Raw genomic sequence first — 16,286 nt, 5'->3', positions numbered from 1 at the left:
TAGCAATGACAAACAGCCCCGAAGGGCTCGTGACGGATTCCCGTTTCAGCGGTGGCGCAGGCGGCGGTTGACGCGGCGGGCGAGATAATCGCCGGCGGTCTGTACCGTCTGCACCAGCGCGATCAGGACGACGACCACCGCCAGCATCATTTCCGGCATGAAGCGCTGGTAGCCGTAGCGGATTCCGAGGTCCCCGAGCCCGCCGCCGCCGACCGCCCCGACCATCGCCGAATAGCCGAGCAGGCTGACCACCGCGAGCGTCAGCGCGAGCACCAGGCCGGGCAGCGCCTCGGGGATGAGCACCTTCAGCACGATCTGCAGCGGGCTGGCGCCGAACGACGATGCGGTCTCGATCAGTCCGGCATCGACCTCGCGGATCGCGGCCTCGACCAGTCGCGCGATGAACGGCGTTGCCGCGATGGTCAGCGGGACGATCGCTGCGCCCGAGCCGATCGAGGTGCCCGCGATCAGCCGCGTGAACGGGATGATGGCTACCACCAGGATGATGAACGGTGTCGAGCGCGTCGCATTCACGATGATGCCCAGCACGCTGTTGACCGCCGGTGCCGCGAACAGCTCCCCTTTGCGGCTGGTGGCTAGGAAAACGCCGATCGGAAGCCCGAACGCGGTGGCGATCAATGCAGCGACCGACACCATGAACAAGCTCTCGCCGGTGGCCTGAACGATCAGGTTGATGAGTTCACGCGACATAGCCGAGGCGCTCCTCCGGAAGGTTATGCTGGGAGAGATAGGACGCTGCCTTGTCGGCCGCGGCCTCGCCGCCGGGAATGCCCAACGTCAATGAGCCGACATGCTGGCCTCCGATCTCGTCGATCCGGGCCGACAGCAACGCGACATCGATCGAGAGCTCGCGCGCCAGGCGGGCGACGATGGTGTCGCCGGCATCGGCGCCGCGAACCTGCACGCGGATAACGGCATGTCCGCCCGCGACCGGCTGCCGCTGCAGTCGGCTTGCCAGCGACACGGGAACGCTGTCGCCGACCACTTCCGACAGAAAGGCCTGCGTGACCGGATGGCCGGGATGCGTGAAGATATCCGCGACATGGCCGCGTTCGACGATGTGGCCACCGTCGATCACCACGACTTCCTTGGCGAGCTGACGGACCACCGACATTTCGTGGGTGATCAGGATGATCGTGACGCCAAGCTCGCGGTTGATATTGGCCAACAGATCGAGGATTGAGCGGGTGGTTTGCGGATCGAGCGCCGAGGTCGCCTCGTCCGACAGCAGCACGTTCGGCCGCGTCGCCAGCGCGCGGGCGATGCCGATGCGCTGCTTCTGGCCGCCCGACAGCTCGGACGGGTAGCGATCGTATTTGTCGGCGATGCCGACGAGCTCGAGCAGCTCCGCGACACGAACCGCGATATCAGCTCGCGACCAACCCGCGATCTCGAGCGGCAGGGCGATATTGTCGGCGGCGGTGCGCGACGACAGCAGGTTGAAATGCTGGAAGATCATGCCGATCGAGCGCTGCGCCAGCCGCAGCTCGCGGCCCGCAAGTCCGGAGATATCGCGCCCATCGACAATGACACGGCCGCTCGATGGCTTCTCCAGCCCGTTGATCAGCCGCACCAGGCTGGACTTGCCGGCGCCGGAACGGCCGATCACCCCGGTGATCGAGCCGCGCGGAATCGCAAAGTCGATGCCTTGCAAGGCCTGCACGCTCGGCTTGTCGCGGTAGGCCGGATAGGCCTTCGAGACCTGCTCGAACCGGACCATCGTGTCAACCGCGCTCGGCGGATGCGCGGCGGGTAGCAGCGGCTCGACGGGCCGAACCGCCGTCAGGGATTGATGCACGTTCATTCAGTCAGTCCATTAGGTCGCTTTGGTCGCCGCCATCGCGGCCGGGGCTTCAATGACCAAAGAGCAGATAGCTGCGGTCGATGCCGCGGCGATCGCTGGTGTCGTCGGTCCAGCCCACCGCCCGGCGGTAGCTGCCCATCCTGTCCGTTTGCCTGAGCGCAACGAGGTCGATCGGTTGCACCTGATCCGCAAAGGGCGAGACATAGAGCGCATCCTCGGGACAATAGAGTTCGCAGAGGAAGCAGGTCTGGCAATCGCTTTGCCGGGCGATTACCGGAATTCCATCGGTCTTGTCAAATACGTTGGTCGGGCAGACGCTGACACAGATGTCACAGGACGTGCAGCGCTCGGCATCGATAATTTCGATCACTCCGCAGCCTCCGCATAGCTGGCCTCGGCATGGGGCCGGGCCGAGGTCCATATCTCGTCGAGGCCGCCGGTCGTTACATAATGCCGCTGCCGGTCGTCCTGGTTGGGGAAGTCGTCGCGGCGATGCATGCCGCGGCTTTCCTGACGGGCGAGCGCGCTGCGGTACATCCATCGTGCGGTCGCCAGCATCGCCGCGGCCTCGCGCGCCCGCAATATCTCGGACTTGCCGGCGGCGTCGGCGTCCGACACATCTCGCCACGCCTCGTCGAGACGTCCGAGCGCTCCCTGCAGTCGCGACGCTTCCCGGAAATAATTCAGCTCATAAGGGAAGACCTCGTCCTGAACCGTCTTCGCCAGTGCGGCCGGCTCGAACGCACGGCGCTGCCGGCTCCGAAAGCCGACGGCTCCGGCGGACGATAACTTATGCCTGGCGGTCGGCCCAACCTGCCTGGCGTAGTCGGCTGCGCCCTGCCCCGCCCAGGATCCCGACGACATTGCCCAGGCGGCGTTGTGGCTGCCGCCGCCGGTGAAACCACCGCAGATCAATTCACGCGTCGCCGCGTCGCCCGCCGCGTAGAGGCCGGGCACGCTGGTGGCGCAACTGTCGTCGACGATACGAAGGCCGCCGGTGCCGCGGACCGTGCCCTCGAGCCGTAACGTCACCGGAAAGCGGTCCTTGAACGGATCGATCCCGGTGCGATCGAATGGCAGGAAGAAATTCGGCTGCGATGCGCGCATGTGACGCTGCACGTCGTCATCGGCCTTGTCGAGCCGCGCATAGACCGGCCCCTGGAGCAGCGCGCGCGCAATCGCCGATCGTCCGCCCTTCGACGCCGCGCCCGGCACCACGCTGCCGTCGTCATAGCTGAAGGTGGCCCAGCCGTAGAACAATGTCTTGGTCACCGACCCGAACGCCGGTGAGATCGCGTAAGCGTTGGAGAACTCCATGCTGCTGAACTCGGCGCCGACCTCCGCGGCCATCAGGTAGCCGTCGCCGGTCAGCACGTTCGATCCGAGCGTCTTGCTGAGGAAGGCGCAGCCCCCGGTCGCGATCACCACCGCCCTGGCACGCACCGTCCAGCGGTCCTGCTTTTGCCGGCGGATGCCGCTGGCGCCGGCGACAGCCCCGTCGTCGTCCACGAGCAGTTCGAGCGCCGGGCTGTGGTCGAGAATGGTGACGCCGGCCTGCTTGGTGCGCTTGCGCATCAGCCGCATATACTCGGGCCCCTGCAGCGAGTTGCGCTGCGGCCTGCAGCGGTCGTCCACCGGATAGGGATAACCCCAGTCGGCCAGGCGATTGCTCTGCTGATAGGTCCGGTCGAGCACGCGCGCCATCCAGCGGCGGTCCTGCAGATGGCCGCCCATCTTCTCGCGGTTGGCCATCGCGGCCTCGCGCAAGGCGGGATCGGGATCGATGTACCAGACACCTGTTCCGGCCGCCGCGGTTGCGCCCGAGGTGCCGCAGAATCCCTTGTCGGCAAGCACCACCCGCGCACCGCGCTCCGCCGCGTTGACCGCAGCCAAGGTCCCCGCGGGTCCGCCGCCGATCACCAAAACGTCGGCCTCGAACTCGACCGAGCCGTCGGGCGCGGACACGCGCTCGGCGCGATGAGTTTGGTTCGGCATGATTCACGGCTCCAGGCAGGATCGATCGCGATGATGCGGCGCGTCGCGATATCGTTGCCCGCGCAGGCCCGCCCTGGCAATTTCAGATATTCGCGGAGACTTGGACGAAGCTTTCACCCGCCTCACCGCACGAAGAAGATTCATGTTGCGGCGTGCCGGATGTTGCGTCACCGGCAGGCAACGCGACATGGACTTGCGCACAGGATCGCTGCGGGGGGACGGATATTTCTTTTTGTCCGCACCCGCCCCCGACGCATTCTCGCGCACGCATCAGGCCGATATCTAGCGACAAGCATCATCGCAGATACGGCAGCCATGTCTCATCGTCAGCTTCATCTCAACGTCAATCTTCTGCACTCCGGCGTCTATGCATCCGCCTGGCGACTGCCGGACAGCGACCCGCGTGCCTGCTTCGACGTCGGCCATTACGTGCGCGTCGCAGAGATCGCGGAGCGTGGCAAACTGGACGCGATCTTCCTCGCCGATACGCCAGCCATCACCGACCGCATCGACTACCGCTCGTTCATGTCGCTCGAGCCGACCATCGTGCTGGCGACCGTCGCCGCCGCGACCACCCATATCGGGCTGATCGCGACGGCCTCGACGACCTACAACGAGCCCTACAACATCGCGCGCCGCTTCGCGACGCTGGACCTGGCGAGCGGTGGCCGCGCCGGCTGGAATGCCGTGACCACGGCCGACGCGTCAGCCGCCCGCAATTTCGGTCTTCCCAACGTGCTCGAGCACAAGGCGCGCTATGACCGCGCCAAGGAGTTCGCCGAGGTCGTGCATGCGCTGTGGGACAGCTGGGAAGACGATGCCTTCGTCGGCGACAAGTCGAGCGCGCGGTTCGTCGACACGACGAAGGTCCACCCGATCGGACATCGCGGCACCCACTACAGCGTGGCCGGACCGCTCAACGTTCCGCGTTCGCCGCAGGGACGTCCGGTCACCATTCAGGCCGGCGGATCGAGCGACGGCCGCGACCTCGCCGCCGCGCAGGCCGAAGCGGTGTTCACGCTTGCACAGACGATCGATGAAGGCGTCGCCTATGCGCACGATCTGCGTGCGCGTGCCGCAGCCTACGGCCGCGCAGGAGGGTCTATCGTGATCCTGCCGGGGCTGGCCACCGTCATCGGCAGCACGGAAGCGGAGGCCAAACGGCGCCAGGACGAGCTTTGGGAGTTGGTCCCGATCGAATACAGCCTTGCGCGGCTTGCCGGCACATTGCAGGTCGATCCTGATAGTCTCGATCTCGACAAGCCCCTGCCCGATCCGTTGCCGCTGCCGGCCAACGCCAACCACACCATGTTCCAGGGAACGGTGAACATCGCGCGCCGCGGCAATCTCACCGTCCGTGAGTTGCTGCGCGCCCTCGGCGGCGGCGTCGGCCACAGGATCATCGTCGGTACGCCCGAACAGATCGCCGACGACATCGAGGCCTGGTTCAAGGCAGGTGCGGCCGACGGCTTCAACCTGATGCCGGATGTGCTGCCCACCGGTTTGGCGATCTTCGTCGACACGGTGGTGCCGATCCTGCAGCGCCGCGGCCTGTTCCGCACCGACTATGCCGGCACCACGCTGCGCGAGCACTTCGGATTGCCGCGGCCGGTCAGCCGGTTTACGCAAGCGCCGGCGGCCGCGACAAGCGCCTGATCCGGTCACCGCGAGCCGGCCAGAAGGCCCGGCTTGCCATCGGCCGTGACTGGAGCCCGACGCACGCGCGGGATGATCTCCTTTGCAAAGCGCTCCATCTCGGCTTCGAACGGTTGGAACTGCAGCATGAACAGTTCAATGCCGGCGGCATGAAATGCCCGGATACGCGCAGCCACCTCGTCATAGCTTCCCACCAGCCCCGCAGCCGTTCCACCATTGCTGCCGACCCGCGCCGATTTCTGCATCGTCTGCATCATCACGACCTTGGGATCGGTGTTCTGCCTCTGGATCGCCTTGATCGGCGCATCCTTGCTTGAGAGATCGAGCAACCTTTCATAGGCCCCCTCTGCCTCAGCCTGCGTCTCGCGCGCGATCACAAAGGCGGACAGCCCAAACCGAAGTAGAGCCGCCGTTCTCGGCCGGGCCGCGACATCGGCGATCAGGCGGGCAACGTCGTCGAGCGGCTGCCCATTGATGAACCAGACGTCGCCATGATCGGCGACCAAGGCGCGCGCCGGTTCGGATTCACCCCCGACATAGATCAGCGGCCGTGGCCGGTAGAGACTCCCGGGCCGCAAGACATAGTCCCTGATATCGAAATGATCGCCCTTGTAGGTCAGCCGCTCGCCCTGCATCAGGCGCGACACCACGGTGACCCACTCGCGGCCGTAGGCATAGCGGGCGTCATGCTCCGCAAAGCCGATGCCTGCCTTGTCGAGTTCGGGCCGGTTCCAGGCATTGACCAGATTGATCGCAAACCGCCCGCGGCTGATGTTCTCGATCCCGAGCGCAAGCTTCGCCAGCACGACCGGATGATAGAGATAGGGCTTGATCGCGGCGATGATCTCGATCCGGCTGGTCAGCGCGGCCAGTGCGGCCGCCGCGCTCCAGGCCTCGAGCTGATCGAGATCTTCCTGATGCGGGTTGATCGTGTGCTGCGCAATCAGCGTGGAGTCGTAACCCAACGCCTCTGCCGCGAGCACGAGATCGCGGTTACGTTCCCATGATGCATCATAGGGCTCTTCGGGATCCTGATAGGCGGCGCGCGAACCGTGCACCAGCGCCCAGATGCCGAAGCGAAGCGGTCGTGTCGTCATTGGCGATCTCCGAATTGGGTTTTGCCGCTCCGCTTGTGTGGAAATCGCGGCGCGAGATCAAGCAACGGCGCATCAAAAGATTTTCCTTGCTGCTCGGCGCGCGCGGACAAATCAGAAAACTCCGAATCCCGCGACAATTGAAAAACCGCTCTATTTCTGTCCGCGAAAAATCGTGGGACAGTTTGCAACATGTGCACGATGCCGGCATTCGACCTCAGGTCGAACAAGCAACCGAGCAAGATCACCAACCATCGCCATCCCAGGTCGACATCCATGAACAAGCCCGTGCCCGCCACCTCACTGCAACCGTCCGACCGCCTGGATAGCCATCCCCCCGACATCGACGCGCTGCTGAGCCGCATCGCCGAGGGTGCGAGCAAGCGCGAGCGCGAGCGTATCCTGCCATTCACTGAAATTGATCTCATCCGCAAGGCACGTCTCGGCGCGCTACGGCTTCCGGTCGAGGTCGGCGGCGCGGGGGCGTCGATCCGCGCCCTGTTCGAGATCGTCATCCGGCTCGGCGCAGCCGACGCCAATGTCGCGCATATCCTGCGCAACCATTTCAGCGTGGTCGAGCGGCTGGTGCGCCGGCCGAAGGACGAGCAGCATCGGCAATGGCAAAAGGCCGTCGCCGATGGAGCGATCATCGGGCTCGCGGCCACCGAACTCGATACGCCGAAGGTCGGCAATGTCACGCCGAACACGACGCTGACAGCCGACGGCGACGACTATCTGCTCAACGGCACCAAATACTACAGCACCGGCACGCTCTATTCCGACTATGTTCTGGTGCGCACCGCCGACACGACAGGCGCCAATGCGGCCGTGCTGATCCCGGTTGCTCGCGAAGGCATCGAACTGATCGACGATTGGGACGGGCTCGGACAGCGCCTGACCGCGACCGGCACCACGCATTTCCGCAACGTGCGCGTCAAGCGTCGGGAGACGGTGTTCGATGCACCCGATACCGGATACGGCATTCCCTACTCCAACACATTCGCGCAATTGTTCCTGACCGCCATCAACGCCGGCATTGCGCGCGCCGTGTTGCAGGACGCCACCGAGCTGGTGCGATCGCGCAAGCGGACCTTCTACTATGCGCCGAGCGAAATTCCGGCGGATGACCCGTTGCTGCAGCAAACGGTCGGTCAGATCGCGAGCGGGGCGTTTGCGGCCGAGACCGTCGTGCTCGCGGCGGCGGAGGCGCTCGACGCCGCCACCGATGCATTCGACGCCGGCGACGCCCGCGCCGTCGATGCCGCCCACAAGGCGGCGCTGCTCTCGGCAAAGGCAAAGCTCGTCGCTGACGAGTTTGCGATCCGCAGCGGCAGCCTGCTGTTTGACGTCGGCGGCGCGTCCGCCACCAAGAAGGCGACCAACTTCGACCGCCACTGGCGCAACGCGCGGACACTGGCGTCGCACAATCCAAACAGCTTCAAGGCCCGTTCGATCGGGCAATATGAGATCAGCGGCACGCCGCTGCCTGCCAAGGGCTTCTTCTGATCGGAAACGATCCGGCGAAGCGAAGAGAGGGGAGAGACTCGATGAGCAAGCCGGACCTCCATTTGGTCGATGCCGACCATGAGATCGAGCAGCAGTTTCGGCTGGTGATGCGCCGCCTGGCCGGCGGAGTTGCCATCATCACCGCGGGGCAAGGCGACGACATCACCGGGATGACCGTCACCTCGCTGACGTCGCTCAGCGCCGCTCCGCCACGGCTGCTGGTCAGCATCAACCGGCAGGCCTCGTGCTTTGCCCCGATCGCACGTCATCGGCTGTTTGGCGTCAATATCCTCGGCTCCGACCAGCAGGCGCTGGCGGAGCGTTTCAGCGACGGCATCCTGAAAGGCAAGCAGCGCTTCGAGGGAACGGCCTGGACATATGGCCCTTCCGGCGTCCCGCTGCTGCAACACTCGCTGGCCATGGTCGAATGCCAGGTCGAGGAGATCATCGAGCGGCATTCGCACGGCATCATCGTGGGTCGCCTCTCCAGCATGGAACTATCGCATCGCCCGTCCGGCCTTACCTATTGGAATGGGCAATATGTGCAGATCGATCACGAAGCCGATCTCGATCTCCTGGCCGAGGTCAGCATTCCCCTGGCACATGTCCGTTAGGACAGGGAAAGGCAAAGCATGAAACGCGAAATGCCGCCACCGTCGCCTCCGGCATCGGCCGGCGCGGTCAGCAGAGTACCGGGCCGCTGGCAGCTGGACCGGATCGTGGCCGAGTTGCGCACGTCCCGCGAGGAGAACCATAGTATCCGGCGGGACGGCGAGGCGCATCGTGCCCCTTCTCGCGACGCGCTGGAGGCGATCCTCGACGGCCTCACCGAGGCGCTATTCCCGCGACACTACGGCCAATCTGACCTCGACGGCGAGAACATCGACTATTTCGTCGGCAACACGCTAAGCACGGCACTGGATTCCCTCAGCGCGCAGATTCATCGCGGCGCATTGTTCGTTGGCGACGAGCTGGAGCCGGGCTTTGTGCACGAAGAGGCGATCGAGCTGACGCGGGCGTTCGCTACGCAGCTGCCGTCGGTCCGCGGACTTCTGATCAACGATCTGCGGGCGGCATTTGTTGGAGACCCGGCGGCGCGGAATTTTCCCGAGATCCTGATTGGCTATCCCGGGATGACCGCCATCATTCACCATCGCCTTGCCCATCTCCTCTACCAGGTCGGCGCACGGCTGGTGGCCCGCCTGATGTCGGAGATCGCACAAACCCGGACCGGCATCGACATTCATCCCGGCGCCCAGATCGGCTCGGGCTTCTTCATCGATCACGGCACCGGCGTCGTGATCGGGGAGACTGCCATCATCGGCAACAACGTCCGTGTCTATCAGGCGGTCACGCTCGGCGCGCGGCACTTCCCGACCGACGACGAGGGACATGTAATCAAGGGCGACGCACGCCATCCAATCGTCGAAGACGATGTCGTGATCTACGCCGGCGCGACGATCCTTGGCAGGATCACGATCGGCCGCGGCTCGACCATCGGCGGCAACGTCTGGCTGACCAGGGATGTTCCGCCGAACAGCGTGGTGACCCAGGCCACGGCGCGCAACACGCCGGCGTCTGGCTAGAGCGTTTTCGAGCGAAGTGGACACCGGTTCGCGTGAAGAAAACGCGTCAAAACAAGAATCTAGAGCTTCGGTTCTGATTCAATCAGAACCGAAAATGCTCTAGACGTTCCTTGTCTCAGGCTGACACCGGCGCCTTCCAGCGCATGAAGTGCCGTTCGATCGCCTCGAGGACGGCATTGAACGCCAGGCCGATCACGGTGATTCCGAGAATGCCGAAATACATCTGCGGGATCAGGAAGCTGTACTGGCTGTTGATGATGAGATAGCCGAGACCGGCCTTGGCCCCGACCATTTCGGAAGCCACCAGCACCAGCATGGCCGATGCGCTGGCCAGGCGAATGCCGACGAAGATCGTGGGAAGCGCGGCCGGCAGGATCACCTTGCGGAACAGTTGCTGCGGGGTCGCTCCCATGGTCCGCGCCGATTTGATGAGCAAGGGGTCAACCTGCTTCACCGCGGCGATGGTGTTGAGCAACAACGGCCAGGCGCAGCTGTAGATCACCATCGTGACCTTCGACAGCTCACCGATCCCGAGCAGCAGAATGAACACCGGCAACAGCGCCAGCGGCGCGGTGTTGCGGCAAATCTCGATGAACTGGTTCAGGAGATCGCCGAGCCGGGCGTACCAGCCAACGACAAGGCCAAGCGGTACGATCAAGGCAACCGAGATCAGAAATCCGCTCAGGGCGCGCAGCAGGCTGGCAGAAACATCGTCATAGAGTTCGCCGGTTTGCGCGAGCTGCCAGCCGGCCGCGATCACCTCCGAGAACGGCGGCAGGAACACCGGATCGATCAGCCCAAGCCGCGGCGCGGCCTCCCAGGCGGCGAGCAGGACAATCAGTAACAACGAACGTCGCCCGCGCGCCGCCAGACCGCGGATGCCTGCGCGCAACCGACTCGTGATCGGCGGGAGTCGGCCTTCCACCGCCTGCTCGCGCCGCCCATGCGCCAGTTCCAGCAACGTCAGCATTTCGAGACTAGACATGAGCAACCTCCGCAGCTTCAGGGCCCGCACGGCGTGCGCCGGCACCATCCGCCAACTGGCCCTGCTGGGCCTTCCGCACTTCCTCGCGAAGCAGGCTCCAGACCTCGTGCCTCACGCGACCGAACTCCGGCAGCGACCGCACATCCTCGGATTCGCTGCGCAAGCGCTCGGGGATATCGACCACCTGTTTGATCCGCCCCGGGCGCGACGTCATCACCGCCACCCTTTGGCCGAGCACGACGGCCTCGTCGATGCCATGGGTGATGAAGACGATGGTCTTGCCGGTGGCGCGCCAGATCCGCAGCAATTCACCCTGCAGCGTCTCGCGCGTCTGCGCGTCGAGCGCGGCGAACGGCTCGTCCATCAGCAGCACCTCCGGGTCATAGGCGAGGCTTCGCGCAATTGCGACACGCTGCTTCATGCCGCCGGAAAGCTCGTGCGGATAGCGGTCGGCAAAGCCGGACAAGCCGACCAGGTCGAGGAAATGCTCCGCAATCTCGCGCCGCTGCCTGGCCTTGAGGCCTGCGATGTCGAGCCCGAACTCGACGTTCTGCGCCGCAGTTCGCCACGGAAACAGCGCGTATTGCTGGAACACGATGCCGCGATCGCGTGCAGGTCCGGCGATCGGCCGGCCATCGAGCAGGATACGGCCGCTGGTCGGCGCGGTGAGCCCGCCCAGAAGGTCGAGCAATGTGGATTTGCCACAGCCGCTCGGACCCACCAGCGCGAGGAATTCACCCGCACGAACATCCAGCGTGATGTCCTCCAGCGCGGTGAAGCGACCGGAGGGCCGGACGCCTTCGCCTCGCGTCACAAACTCCTTGCGGACCTGCTCGAAGCGGATCTTGACCGAGCTCATCGTGCCTCCGCGGTCTTGCCGGGACGGAAATAGTTGAACTCGTTGGTGTAGGTATCGGACGCCTTGACCTGCCCCGGCTTGAACAGCCCGTCCTTGACCAGCCAGTCGATCCACACCTGGATCTCACCATCCGAAATCGGGCCGCCCTTGGACGCGACCCCGGTGCTCTTCCAGTACTTGATCGAGGATGCATCTTCGTTGCGCTTGCGCTCCGCGATGATCTTCTCGAACCGGGCCCGCACCTCTTCTGGCGGCGTCGTCTGCGCCCACTGGATCGCCCGCGAAATCCCTTCCACCAGCTTGCGGGCCGTGTTGGGATTGTCCTTGATGAACTTGTCGCGCAGGACATAGGCGCCGCCGGTGAACTGGCCGAACAGGTCGGTATCGGCGAACAGCGAGCGGATGCCGCCACGCTCCAATGCCTTGTCGCGCAGCACGCCGCTGAGCACGCTGACTTCGACCTGACCTTGCCGCAAGGCCTGCTCGCTGCTGACCGGCGGGATCGCCACCAGCGTCACCTGCTTGGCCTCGCCGGCGCTGAGGCCGTTGCGGGCCAGATATTCGCGCAGCACGAATTCCAGATGCGCGCCCAGCGTGTTGACCGCAACCTTCTTGCCGATCAGGTCGCGCGCCGCCCTGATCGGGCTGTCTTCCTTGACGAAGTAGCCCTGATAGGTGTTGGCATCGGAGCCGTAGTAACCGACCACGGCCTTGATCGGCGCCCGCGCCGCGATCAGCTTGAGAATCGCGCCATAGAATGCACCACCGATGTCGATGTCGCCGGTGACGACGGTCTGGATGTCCTGCGGCCCGCTGATCGTGTTGCCGACCCATTTGAGCTTCAGCGGCGCGAGATAGCCGAGGTCTTCGGCCAGCTCCGTGAACGTCACCTGGCCGGCCCAACCCTGGTAGCGGATCTCGGTCTTTTCGAGCGGCGGCTCGGCGAAAGCCGAAGCCGCCAGCCCCAGCGCCACGGCACCGGCAAGGATGAGCCGCGCGGCCGCGCGCGCGGCGAAACGCCGGGCGCGAAGAATTCGGATCAATGCATTCATGTTCGCAACTCCCTCAATCGAAAGAGATCAAGCCGCCTTCGCGGCCTGCTGCTTCGGTGCCTTGATGCGCGTCACACTCCGGCGGCCGTCGATCGACACCGGCACTTCGCCGTCGATCGTGGCACGGCGCACCACGCGGTGCTGATCGCCGTAATCATTGACCGCATAGTGCTGGGTGGCGCGGTTGTCCCAGATCGCGACGTCGCCGGCCTGCCAGCTCCAGCGCACGGTGTTCTCGGGCGCCGTGATGTGCGACTGGAACAGGTCGAACAGCTTCTGGCCGTCATATTTCGGCAGGCCGACGAAACGCTGGACGAAATTGCCCAGCACCAGCGTCCGCTCGCCGGTCTCGGGGTGGACGCGCACCACGGGGTGCTCGGTCTCGTAGACCGTGCCGGTGAACACTTCGTCGAAATGCTTGCGGTCGGCTTCGCTCGCACGGGCCTTGACGGCGTAATCATAGGCGTTGCTATGAACCGCCCACAGCTCGTCGGCGAGCCGTTGCAGCGGTGCCGGCAGGTCGAGATAGGCGGCCGCCGTATTCGACCAGACGGTGTCGCCGCCATAGGGCGGGATCACCACCCCGCGCAGCACCGAGATTTTCGGATAGGCGTCGACGAAGGTCACGTCGGTGTGCCATTGGTCGGCGCGGCCGCCGCCGCGGCCGGAATCCAGCTCGAGGATCGACGACGTCCCCTTGATGGCCCCGACCGTCGGATGCGGCACGAGCCTGCCGAGCCGCACCGCAAAGCGCTCCTGCTCGGCATCGTCGAGATGCCCCTGGCCGCGGAAGAAGATCACCTTGTGCTCGAGCAGCACCTGGTTGACGGCGCGGATGACCTCGTCGGACAGATCGCCCGACAGCCTGACGTTCCTGATCTCCGCTCCAAGCCTCGCCGCGCGCTTGACGATGTCCGCGCGGGGAATGACGTTGTCAATGGTCGTCGCATTGCTCATGATCGTGCTCTCACCACCGCGATCTCCCAGACAAGGCTCCGCCATGCGCCGCGCGGGAGCGACGGCGGAGACAAACAAATTCAGTACTGTGCTGCTATGCCCTACTCGGCCGCCACGTACTCCGGTGGCCGCCACACCGCCGGCGCATAAAGCTCGGCGCCGAAATCATCGGCGATCGATCCGTTGATGCGCGCCTCGTGCGCCGGCAGATCGTCCAGAAACAGATCGCGGCTGATCCGTGCCACAACGGCGGGAATGTCGCGCCTGAAGCTCGGGACATCGCCGACCGGCAGGCCGTAGCTGACGAAGGCGGCCGGGTTGAAGACGTGAATATTTTTCAGGAAGGGCGCACGGCCGGGCCGCCGCTCCAGATATTCATGCCCCGATCCCAGATAGGGATACGCCGCCAGCGTCTCGTCTCGATCATCGTCACGCGGAGCGAACCGGTCACGCCACAGCAGGATCTCGTCCGCGAAGTCGCGGAGCTCGGTCTGCGCGCCGAGGTCCACCGAATATCCGGTGCCGGCGATGGCAAAGTCGAACGCAAATTCACCCTGCGGCGTCACCGCGACGGCACGCCCGCCTTCGAGCCTCACCGCCTGCCATGGCGCGCCCAAATGGAGATGAAAATTGGGAAACGCGACGGCGCGCGAGATCGCATCCGGTGGCGGCGTCGAGCCGGCGCGACGGAAGCGGATCGCCTGTTGCCAGCGCACCGCATCCGGCAGAGCTCCGTAATTGTCGTAGGCACCCGGATAGCCCCGAATCCGGATCACCGGGAGCGAAGCCAGTGTTTCGCGCCGCGCATAGAGATGGACGTCGCGCGCGCCGGCTTCGAGCGCGACGGCGGCGGCATCAAATGCCGACGCGGCGCTTCCGACCACCGCGACCGACCGACCCCGCAGGGTCCTGAAGTCGATCTTCTCCGAGGTATGCGCATGAAATTGCTTCGGCAGATTGCGCAGCACGTCTGGAACAAGGGCGCCACCACTGCCGGCAAAGCCGGTCGCGAGCACAAGCTTTCGCGTGGTTTCGACTGTCGTGCGATCGCCCTGCGCGAGATGCAGTCGCAGATGATCTCCCGCGGGCTCGATGCGAACCAGCCGCGTCCCGTAACGAACGCCGACGCCGGTGACCTTGCGATACCAGTCGAGATAGGCGGCCCAGTCGAGCCGCAGAATGCGATCGAGCGCGTCATACGCGGCTGCGCCGTAGCGCGCCTCGTACCAGGCCTGGAATCCGAGACCGGGCAGACCAAGCTCAGGGCCCGGCAAGCTCTTGGGCGTGCGCAGCTTGTGCATCCGCGCACTCGTCAGCCAGACGCCCGACGCACTGCCGTCGGCCGCGGCATCGATCACGGAGACCTTGCCGATCCCGGCCCGCCGCAGTGCAAACGCAAATGCCGAGCCGGATTGTCCGCCGCCGACGACGACCGCATTGTGATCAATCCCGTCGCGATCGGGCACCCAGTTTTGCGGATCGGGTCCGATCAGGCGCAGGGCTTCGCGGGCAACGCTGTCGGGATCGGATTGCGGCATGTTGATCGGCCTCGCTTTGACGCTGTAAATCGTAAAAGCGAACGATCGCCAGTCAATGAAACGAAACCAGCTTTGTTTTCGACGGCGCGCAACGATCGCTTCGCGGTCGACGCAGCCGTTGAAATATTTGCGGCGATCGTCGCCTTGCTTGCTCCGGCTGCGCGCAAAAACCGCAAGACTGCGCCGTCTCACGCGCGAGATCAGCGCTAATCGCCTGCTGATTTCGTCGGGACGGCTGCACCCGTCTAACATCGCCGATCAACTCACAAGGTTCATGCTTGCTTCCCACGCAACAAAGCAAGTTCATTTCATCGACAGGCTTGCGATCACCGACGTAGAGTCAAAGTCCAGCTCGCACGCCGAAGCGCGCGCAGCGCCGCAATCATGGATCATCGGACATGCCGCAAACGAGTGGCGCCATCAGCCTCGACCACGATACTCCGGAGCTGGCTCGTTCCTACGATGAAGCCGGGCTGGTCCAGTTCCGTCACGGCAAATTCCTGATCGGACCGTTGGCGATCAAATCCGGCGAGCATGTCCTCGACATCGGGACCGGCACCGGCCGCCTCGCCGAATTCGTGGCAGGTCTCGTCGGACCGAACGGTCAGGTGATCGGCATCGATCCGCTCGCCGGCCGCATCGAGATCGCGCGGCTTCGCCAGTCGGACAATCTGCAATTCCAGACCGGCCGGGCCGAGGACCTCTCGCGCTTCGATGACCGCCAGTTCGATGCGGTCTATCTCAACAGCGTGTTCCATTGGATCGCCGACAAGAGCGGCGCCTTGCGGGAGATCCACCGGGTGCTGAAGCCGGGGGGCCGGCTTGGGCTGAACGTGCAGGACCCGTCGCGTCCGCATCAGTCCCGCGTACTGCTGCACCAGGCCATCGCCGAGGCAGGGCTCGCCGATCATCGCCAGGATTCCAACCCGGTGCTGGGCCTGACCGATGGCGAGCTCAGGCCGCTGTTTGTCGCCGGCGGCTTCACCGATTACCGCAGCGAGTTGCGCGCGCTGACCGACGTCCATGCAGATGCAAATTCGCTGCTCCGCTGGTCGGAAGCGAGCGCCTTCGGCAACTTTCTGGAGGCATTCTCGCCGGCCGAACGTGAACAGGTCCGCAGCGCATTTGCCCGCCTGGTCGAAACCAAGAGAACGCCGGAGGGGCTGATCCTGGAGCGTTATTTGCGTTTCGCGTTTGCGCGCAAGGCGCCGGCCGGCAACTGACACCACCAAC

The 16,286-nt window shown here is 64.9% G+C and carries 16 protein-coding genes; 5 read left to right on the top strand and 11 right to left on the bottom strand.

Going from position 1 to position 16,286, the window contains the following annotated elements:
• Positions 1 to 45: 45 nt before the first annotated feature.
• From WDM24_RS08905 to WDM24_RS08890, 4 genes are read right to left on the bottom strand one after another with little or no spacing between them, the layout of a single operon-like run.
• The gene (locus tag WDM24_RS08905) at positions 46 to 711 is read right to left on the bottom strand and encodes a methionine ABC transporter permease (RefSeq protein WP_338696859.1); all 666 of its coding nucleotides are present in this window, start codon (positions 709 to 711) and stop codon (positions 46 to 48) included.
• A complete protein-coding gene (locus tag WDM24_RS08900; protein WP_338830904.1) occupies positions 701 to 1,825 on the bottom strand; it encodes a methionine ABC transporter ATP-binding protein in 1,125 nt (374 codons plus the stop codon). The genes WDM24_RS08905 and WDM24_RS08900 overlap by 11 nt, the downstream gene beginning before the upstream one ends.
• Positions 1,826 to 1,874: 49 nt before the next feature.
• Positions 1,875 to 2,195 carry a ferredoxin family protein gene (locus tag WDM24_RS08895; RefSeq protein WP_338696855.1) on the bottom strand — a complete coding sequence of 107 codons (321 nt, stop codon included), beginning with the start codon at positions 2,193 to 2,195 and terminating at the stop codon, positions 1,875 to 1,877.
• Positions 2,192 to 3,820 carry an FAD-binding protein gene (locus tag WDM24_RS08890; RefSeq protein WP_338830902.1) on the bottom strand — a complete coding sequence of 543 codons (1,629 nt, stop codon included), beginning with the start codon at positions 3,818 to 3,820 and terminating at the stop codon, positions 2,192 to 2,194. The genes WDM24_RS08895 and WDM24_RS08890 overlap by 4 nt, the downstream gene beginning before the upstream one ends.
• Before the next feature lie 315 nt (positions 3,821 to 4,135).
• Between WDM24_RS08890 and WDM24_RS08885 the strand changes: the two genes are divergently transcribed.
• Positions 4,136 to 5,476, top strand: a complete 1,341-nt coding sequence (locus WDM24_RS08885) for an LLM class flavin-dependent oxidoreductase (RefSeq protein WP_338830901.1) — start codon at positions 4,136 to 4,138, stop codon at positions 5,474 to 5,476.
• Between the two features lie 5 nt (positions 5,477 to 5,481).
• Here WDM24_RS08885 and WDM24_RS08880 read toward each other — a convergent pair whose 3' ends face one another.
• Entirely contained in the window at positions 5,482 to 6,573 is a 1,092-nt protein-coding gene (locus WDM24_RS08880) for an LLM class flavin-dependent oxidoreductase (protein ID WP_338830900.1), read from the bottom strand.
• Positions 6,570 to 6,848, bottom strand: coding sequence for a hypothetical protein (locus WDM24_RS08875; protein ID WP_338830899.1), 279 nt, complete (start codon positions 6,846 to 6,848; stop codon positions 6,570 to 6,572). Before WDM24_RS08875 ends, WDM24_RS08880 begins: the two co-directional genes overlap by 4 nt.
• On the opposite strand from WDM24_RS08875, the gene WDM24_RS08870 reads away from it, so the two are divergent.
• Genes WDM24_RS08870 through epsC form a run of 3 tightly spaced genes read left to right on the top strand, consistent with a single transcriptional unit; the run spans position 6,847 to position 9,662 of the window.
• Entirely contained in the window at positions 6,847 to 8,076 is a 1,230-nt protein-coding gene (locus tag WDM24_RS08870) for an acyl-CoA dehydrogenase family protein (protein ID WP_338830898.1), read from the top strand. The genes WDM24_RS08875 and WDM24_RS08870 overlap by 2 nt on opposite strands.
• Before the next feature lie 41 nt (positions 8,077 to 8,117).
• Entirely contained in the window at positions 8,118 to 8,690 is a 573-nt protein-coding gene (locus WDM24_RS08865; RefSeq protein ID WP_338696847.1) for a flavin reductase family protein, read from the top strand.
• A gap of 30 nt (positions 8,691 to 8,720) precedes the next feature.
• Positions 8,721 to 9,662: a serine O-acetyltransferase EpsC gene (gene epsC, locus WDM24_RS08860; protein WP_338832352.1), complete on the top strand. Its 942-nt coding sequence runs from the start codon at positions 8,721 to 8,723 to the stop codon at positions 9,660 to 9,662.
• Between the two features lie 115 nt (positions 9,663 to 9,777).
• Here the strand turns inward: epsC and WDM24_RS08855 are convergent, their stop codons facing one another.
• The 5 genes from WDM24_RS08855 to WDM24_RS08835 all read right to left on the bottom strand — a co-directional run bounded on the left by WDM24_RS08855 (position 9,778) and on the right by WDM24_RS08835 (position 15,053).
• Positions 9,778 to 10,647: an ABC transporter permease subunit gene (locus tag WDM24_RS08855; protein WP_175619822.1), complete on the bottom strand. Its 870-nt coding sequence runs from the start codon at positions 10,645 to 10,647 to the stop codon at positions 9,778 to 9,780.
• Complete coding sequence (locus WDM24_RS08850) at positions 10,640 to 11,506, bottom strand: ABC transporter ATP-binding protein (RefSeq protein WP_338830897.1); 867 nt, start codon at positions 11,504 to 11,506, stop codon at positions 10,640 to 10,642. Before WDM24_RS08850 ends, WDM24_RS08855 begins: the two co-directional genes overlap by 8 nt.
• Positions 11,503 to 12,558, bottom strand: a complete 1,056-nt coding sequence (locus tag WDM24_RS08845; protein ID WP_338830896.1) for an ABC transporter substrate-binding protein — start codon at positions 12,556 to 12,558, stop codon at positions 11,503 to 11,505. Before WDM24_RS08845 ends, WDM24_RS08850 begins: the two co-directional genes overlap by 4 nt.
• A gap of 27 nt (positions 12,559 to 12,585) precedes the next feature.
• On the bottom strand, positions 12,586 to 13,515 hold the full coding sequence (locus tag WDM24_RS08840; RefSeq protein ID WP_338830894.1) for a TauD/TfdA family dioxygenase: 930 nt from the start codon (positions 13,513 to 13,515) through the stop codon (positions 12,586 to 12,588).
• Between the two features lie 101 nt (positions 13,516 to 13,616).
• Positions 13,617 to 15,053, bottom strand: coding sequence for an NAD(P)/FAD-dependent oxidoreductase (locus WDM24_RS08835; RefSeq protein WP_338830893.1), 1,437 nt, complete (start codon positions 15,051 to 15,053; stop codon positions 13,617 to 13,619).
• 398 nt (positions 15,054 to 15,451) lie between these two features.
• Between WDM24_RS08835 and WDM24_RS08830 the strand changes: the two genes are divergently transcribed.
• Positions 15,452 to 16,276, top strand: coding sequence for a class I SAM-dependent methyltransferase (locus tag WDM24_RS08830; protein ID WP_338830892.1), 825 nt, complete (start codon positions 15,452 to 15,454; stop codon positions 16,274 to 16,276).
• The last annotated feature ends 10 nt before the right edge of the window (positions 16,277 to 16,286 follow it).

Origin of the sequence: Bradyrhizobium sp. 27S5 (genome assembly GCF_037217225.1) — a bacterium.
In the GTDB taxonomy this organism is placed as follows: domain Bacteria; phylum Pseudomonadota; class Alphaproteobacteria; order Rhizobiales; family Xanthobacteraceae; genus Bradyrhizobium; species Bradyrhizobium septentrionale.
This window is presented reverse-complemented; position numbering and strand designations above follow the sequence as displayed.

Excerpts from the sequence above, each read along its gene's own strand:
- WDM24_RS08905 (WP_338696859.1), bottom strand. The coding sequence starts at position 711 with ATGTCGCGTGAACTCATCAACCTGATCGTTCAGGCCACCGGCGAGAGC.
- WDM24_RS08900 (WP_338830904.1), bottom strand. The coding sequence starts at position 1,825 with ATGAACGTGCATCAATCCCTGACGGCGGTTCGGCCCGTCGAGCCGCTG.
- WDM24_RS08890 (WP_338830902.1), bottom strand. The coding sequence starts at position 3,820 with ATGCCGAACCAAACTCATCGCGCCGAGCGCGTGTCCGCGCCCGACGGC.
- WDM24_RS08885 (WP_338830901.1), top strand. The coding sequence starts at position 4,136 with ATGTCTCATCGTCAGCTTCATCTCAACGTCAATCTTCTGCACTCCGGC.
- WDM24_RS08880 (WP_338830900.1), bottom strand. The coding sequence starts at position 6,573 with ATGACGACACGACCGCTTCGCTTCGGCATCTGGGCGCTGGTGCACGGT.
- WDM24_RS08870 (WP_338830898.1), top strand. The coding sequence starts at position 6,847 with ATGAACAAGCCCGTGCCCGCCACCTCACTGCAACCGTCCGACCGCCTG.
- WDM24_RS08875 (WP_338830899.1), bottom strand. The coding sequence starts at position 6,848 with ATGGATGTCGACCTGGGATGGCGATGGTTGGTGATCTTGCTCGGTTGC.
- WDM24_RS08865 (WP_338696847.1), top strand. The coding sequence starts at position 8,118 with ATGAGCAAGCCGGACCTCCATTTGGTCGATGCCGACCATGAGATCGAG.
- epsC (WP_338832352.1), top strand. The coding sequence starts at position 8,721 with ATGCCGCCACCGTCGCCTCCGGCATCGGCCGGCGCGGTCAGCAGAGTA.
- WDM24_RS08855 (WP_175619822.1), bottom strand. The coding sequence starts at position 10,647 with ATGTCTAGTCTCGAAATGCTGACGTTGCTGGAACTGGCGCATGGGCGG.
- WDM24_RS08850 (WP_338830897.1), bottom strand. The coding sequence starts at position 11,506 with ATGAGCTCGGTCAAGATCCGCTTCGAGCAGGTCCGCAAGGAGTTTGTG.
- WDM24_RS08845 (WP_338830896.1), bottom strand. The coding sequence starts at position 12,558 with ATGAATGCATTGATCCGAATTCTTCGCGCCCGGCGTTTCGCCGCGCGC.
- WDM24_RS08840 (WP_338830894.1), bottom strand. The coding sequence starts at position 13,515 with ATGAGCAATGCGACGACCATTGACAACGTCATTCCCCGCGCGGACATC.
- WDM24_RS08835 (WP_338830893.1), bottom strand. The coding sequence starts at position 15,053 with ATGCCGCAATCCGATCCCGACAGCGTTGCCCGCGAAGCCCTGCGCCTG.
- WDM24_RS08830 (WP_338830892.1), top strand. The coding sequence starts at position 15,452 with ATGCCGCAAACGAGTGGCGCCATCAGCCTCGACCACGATACTCCGGAG.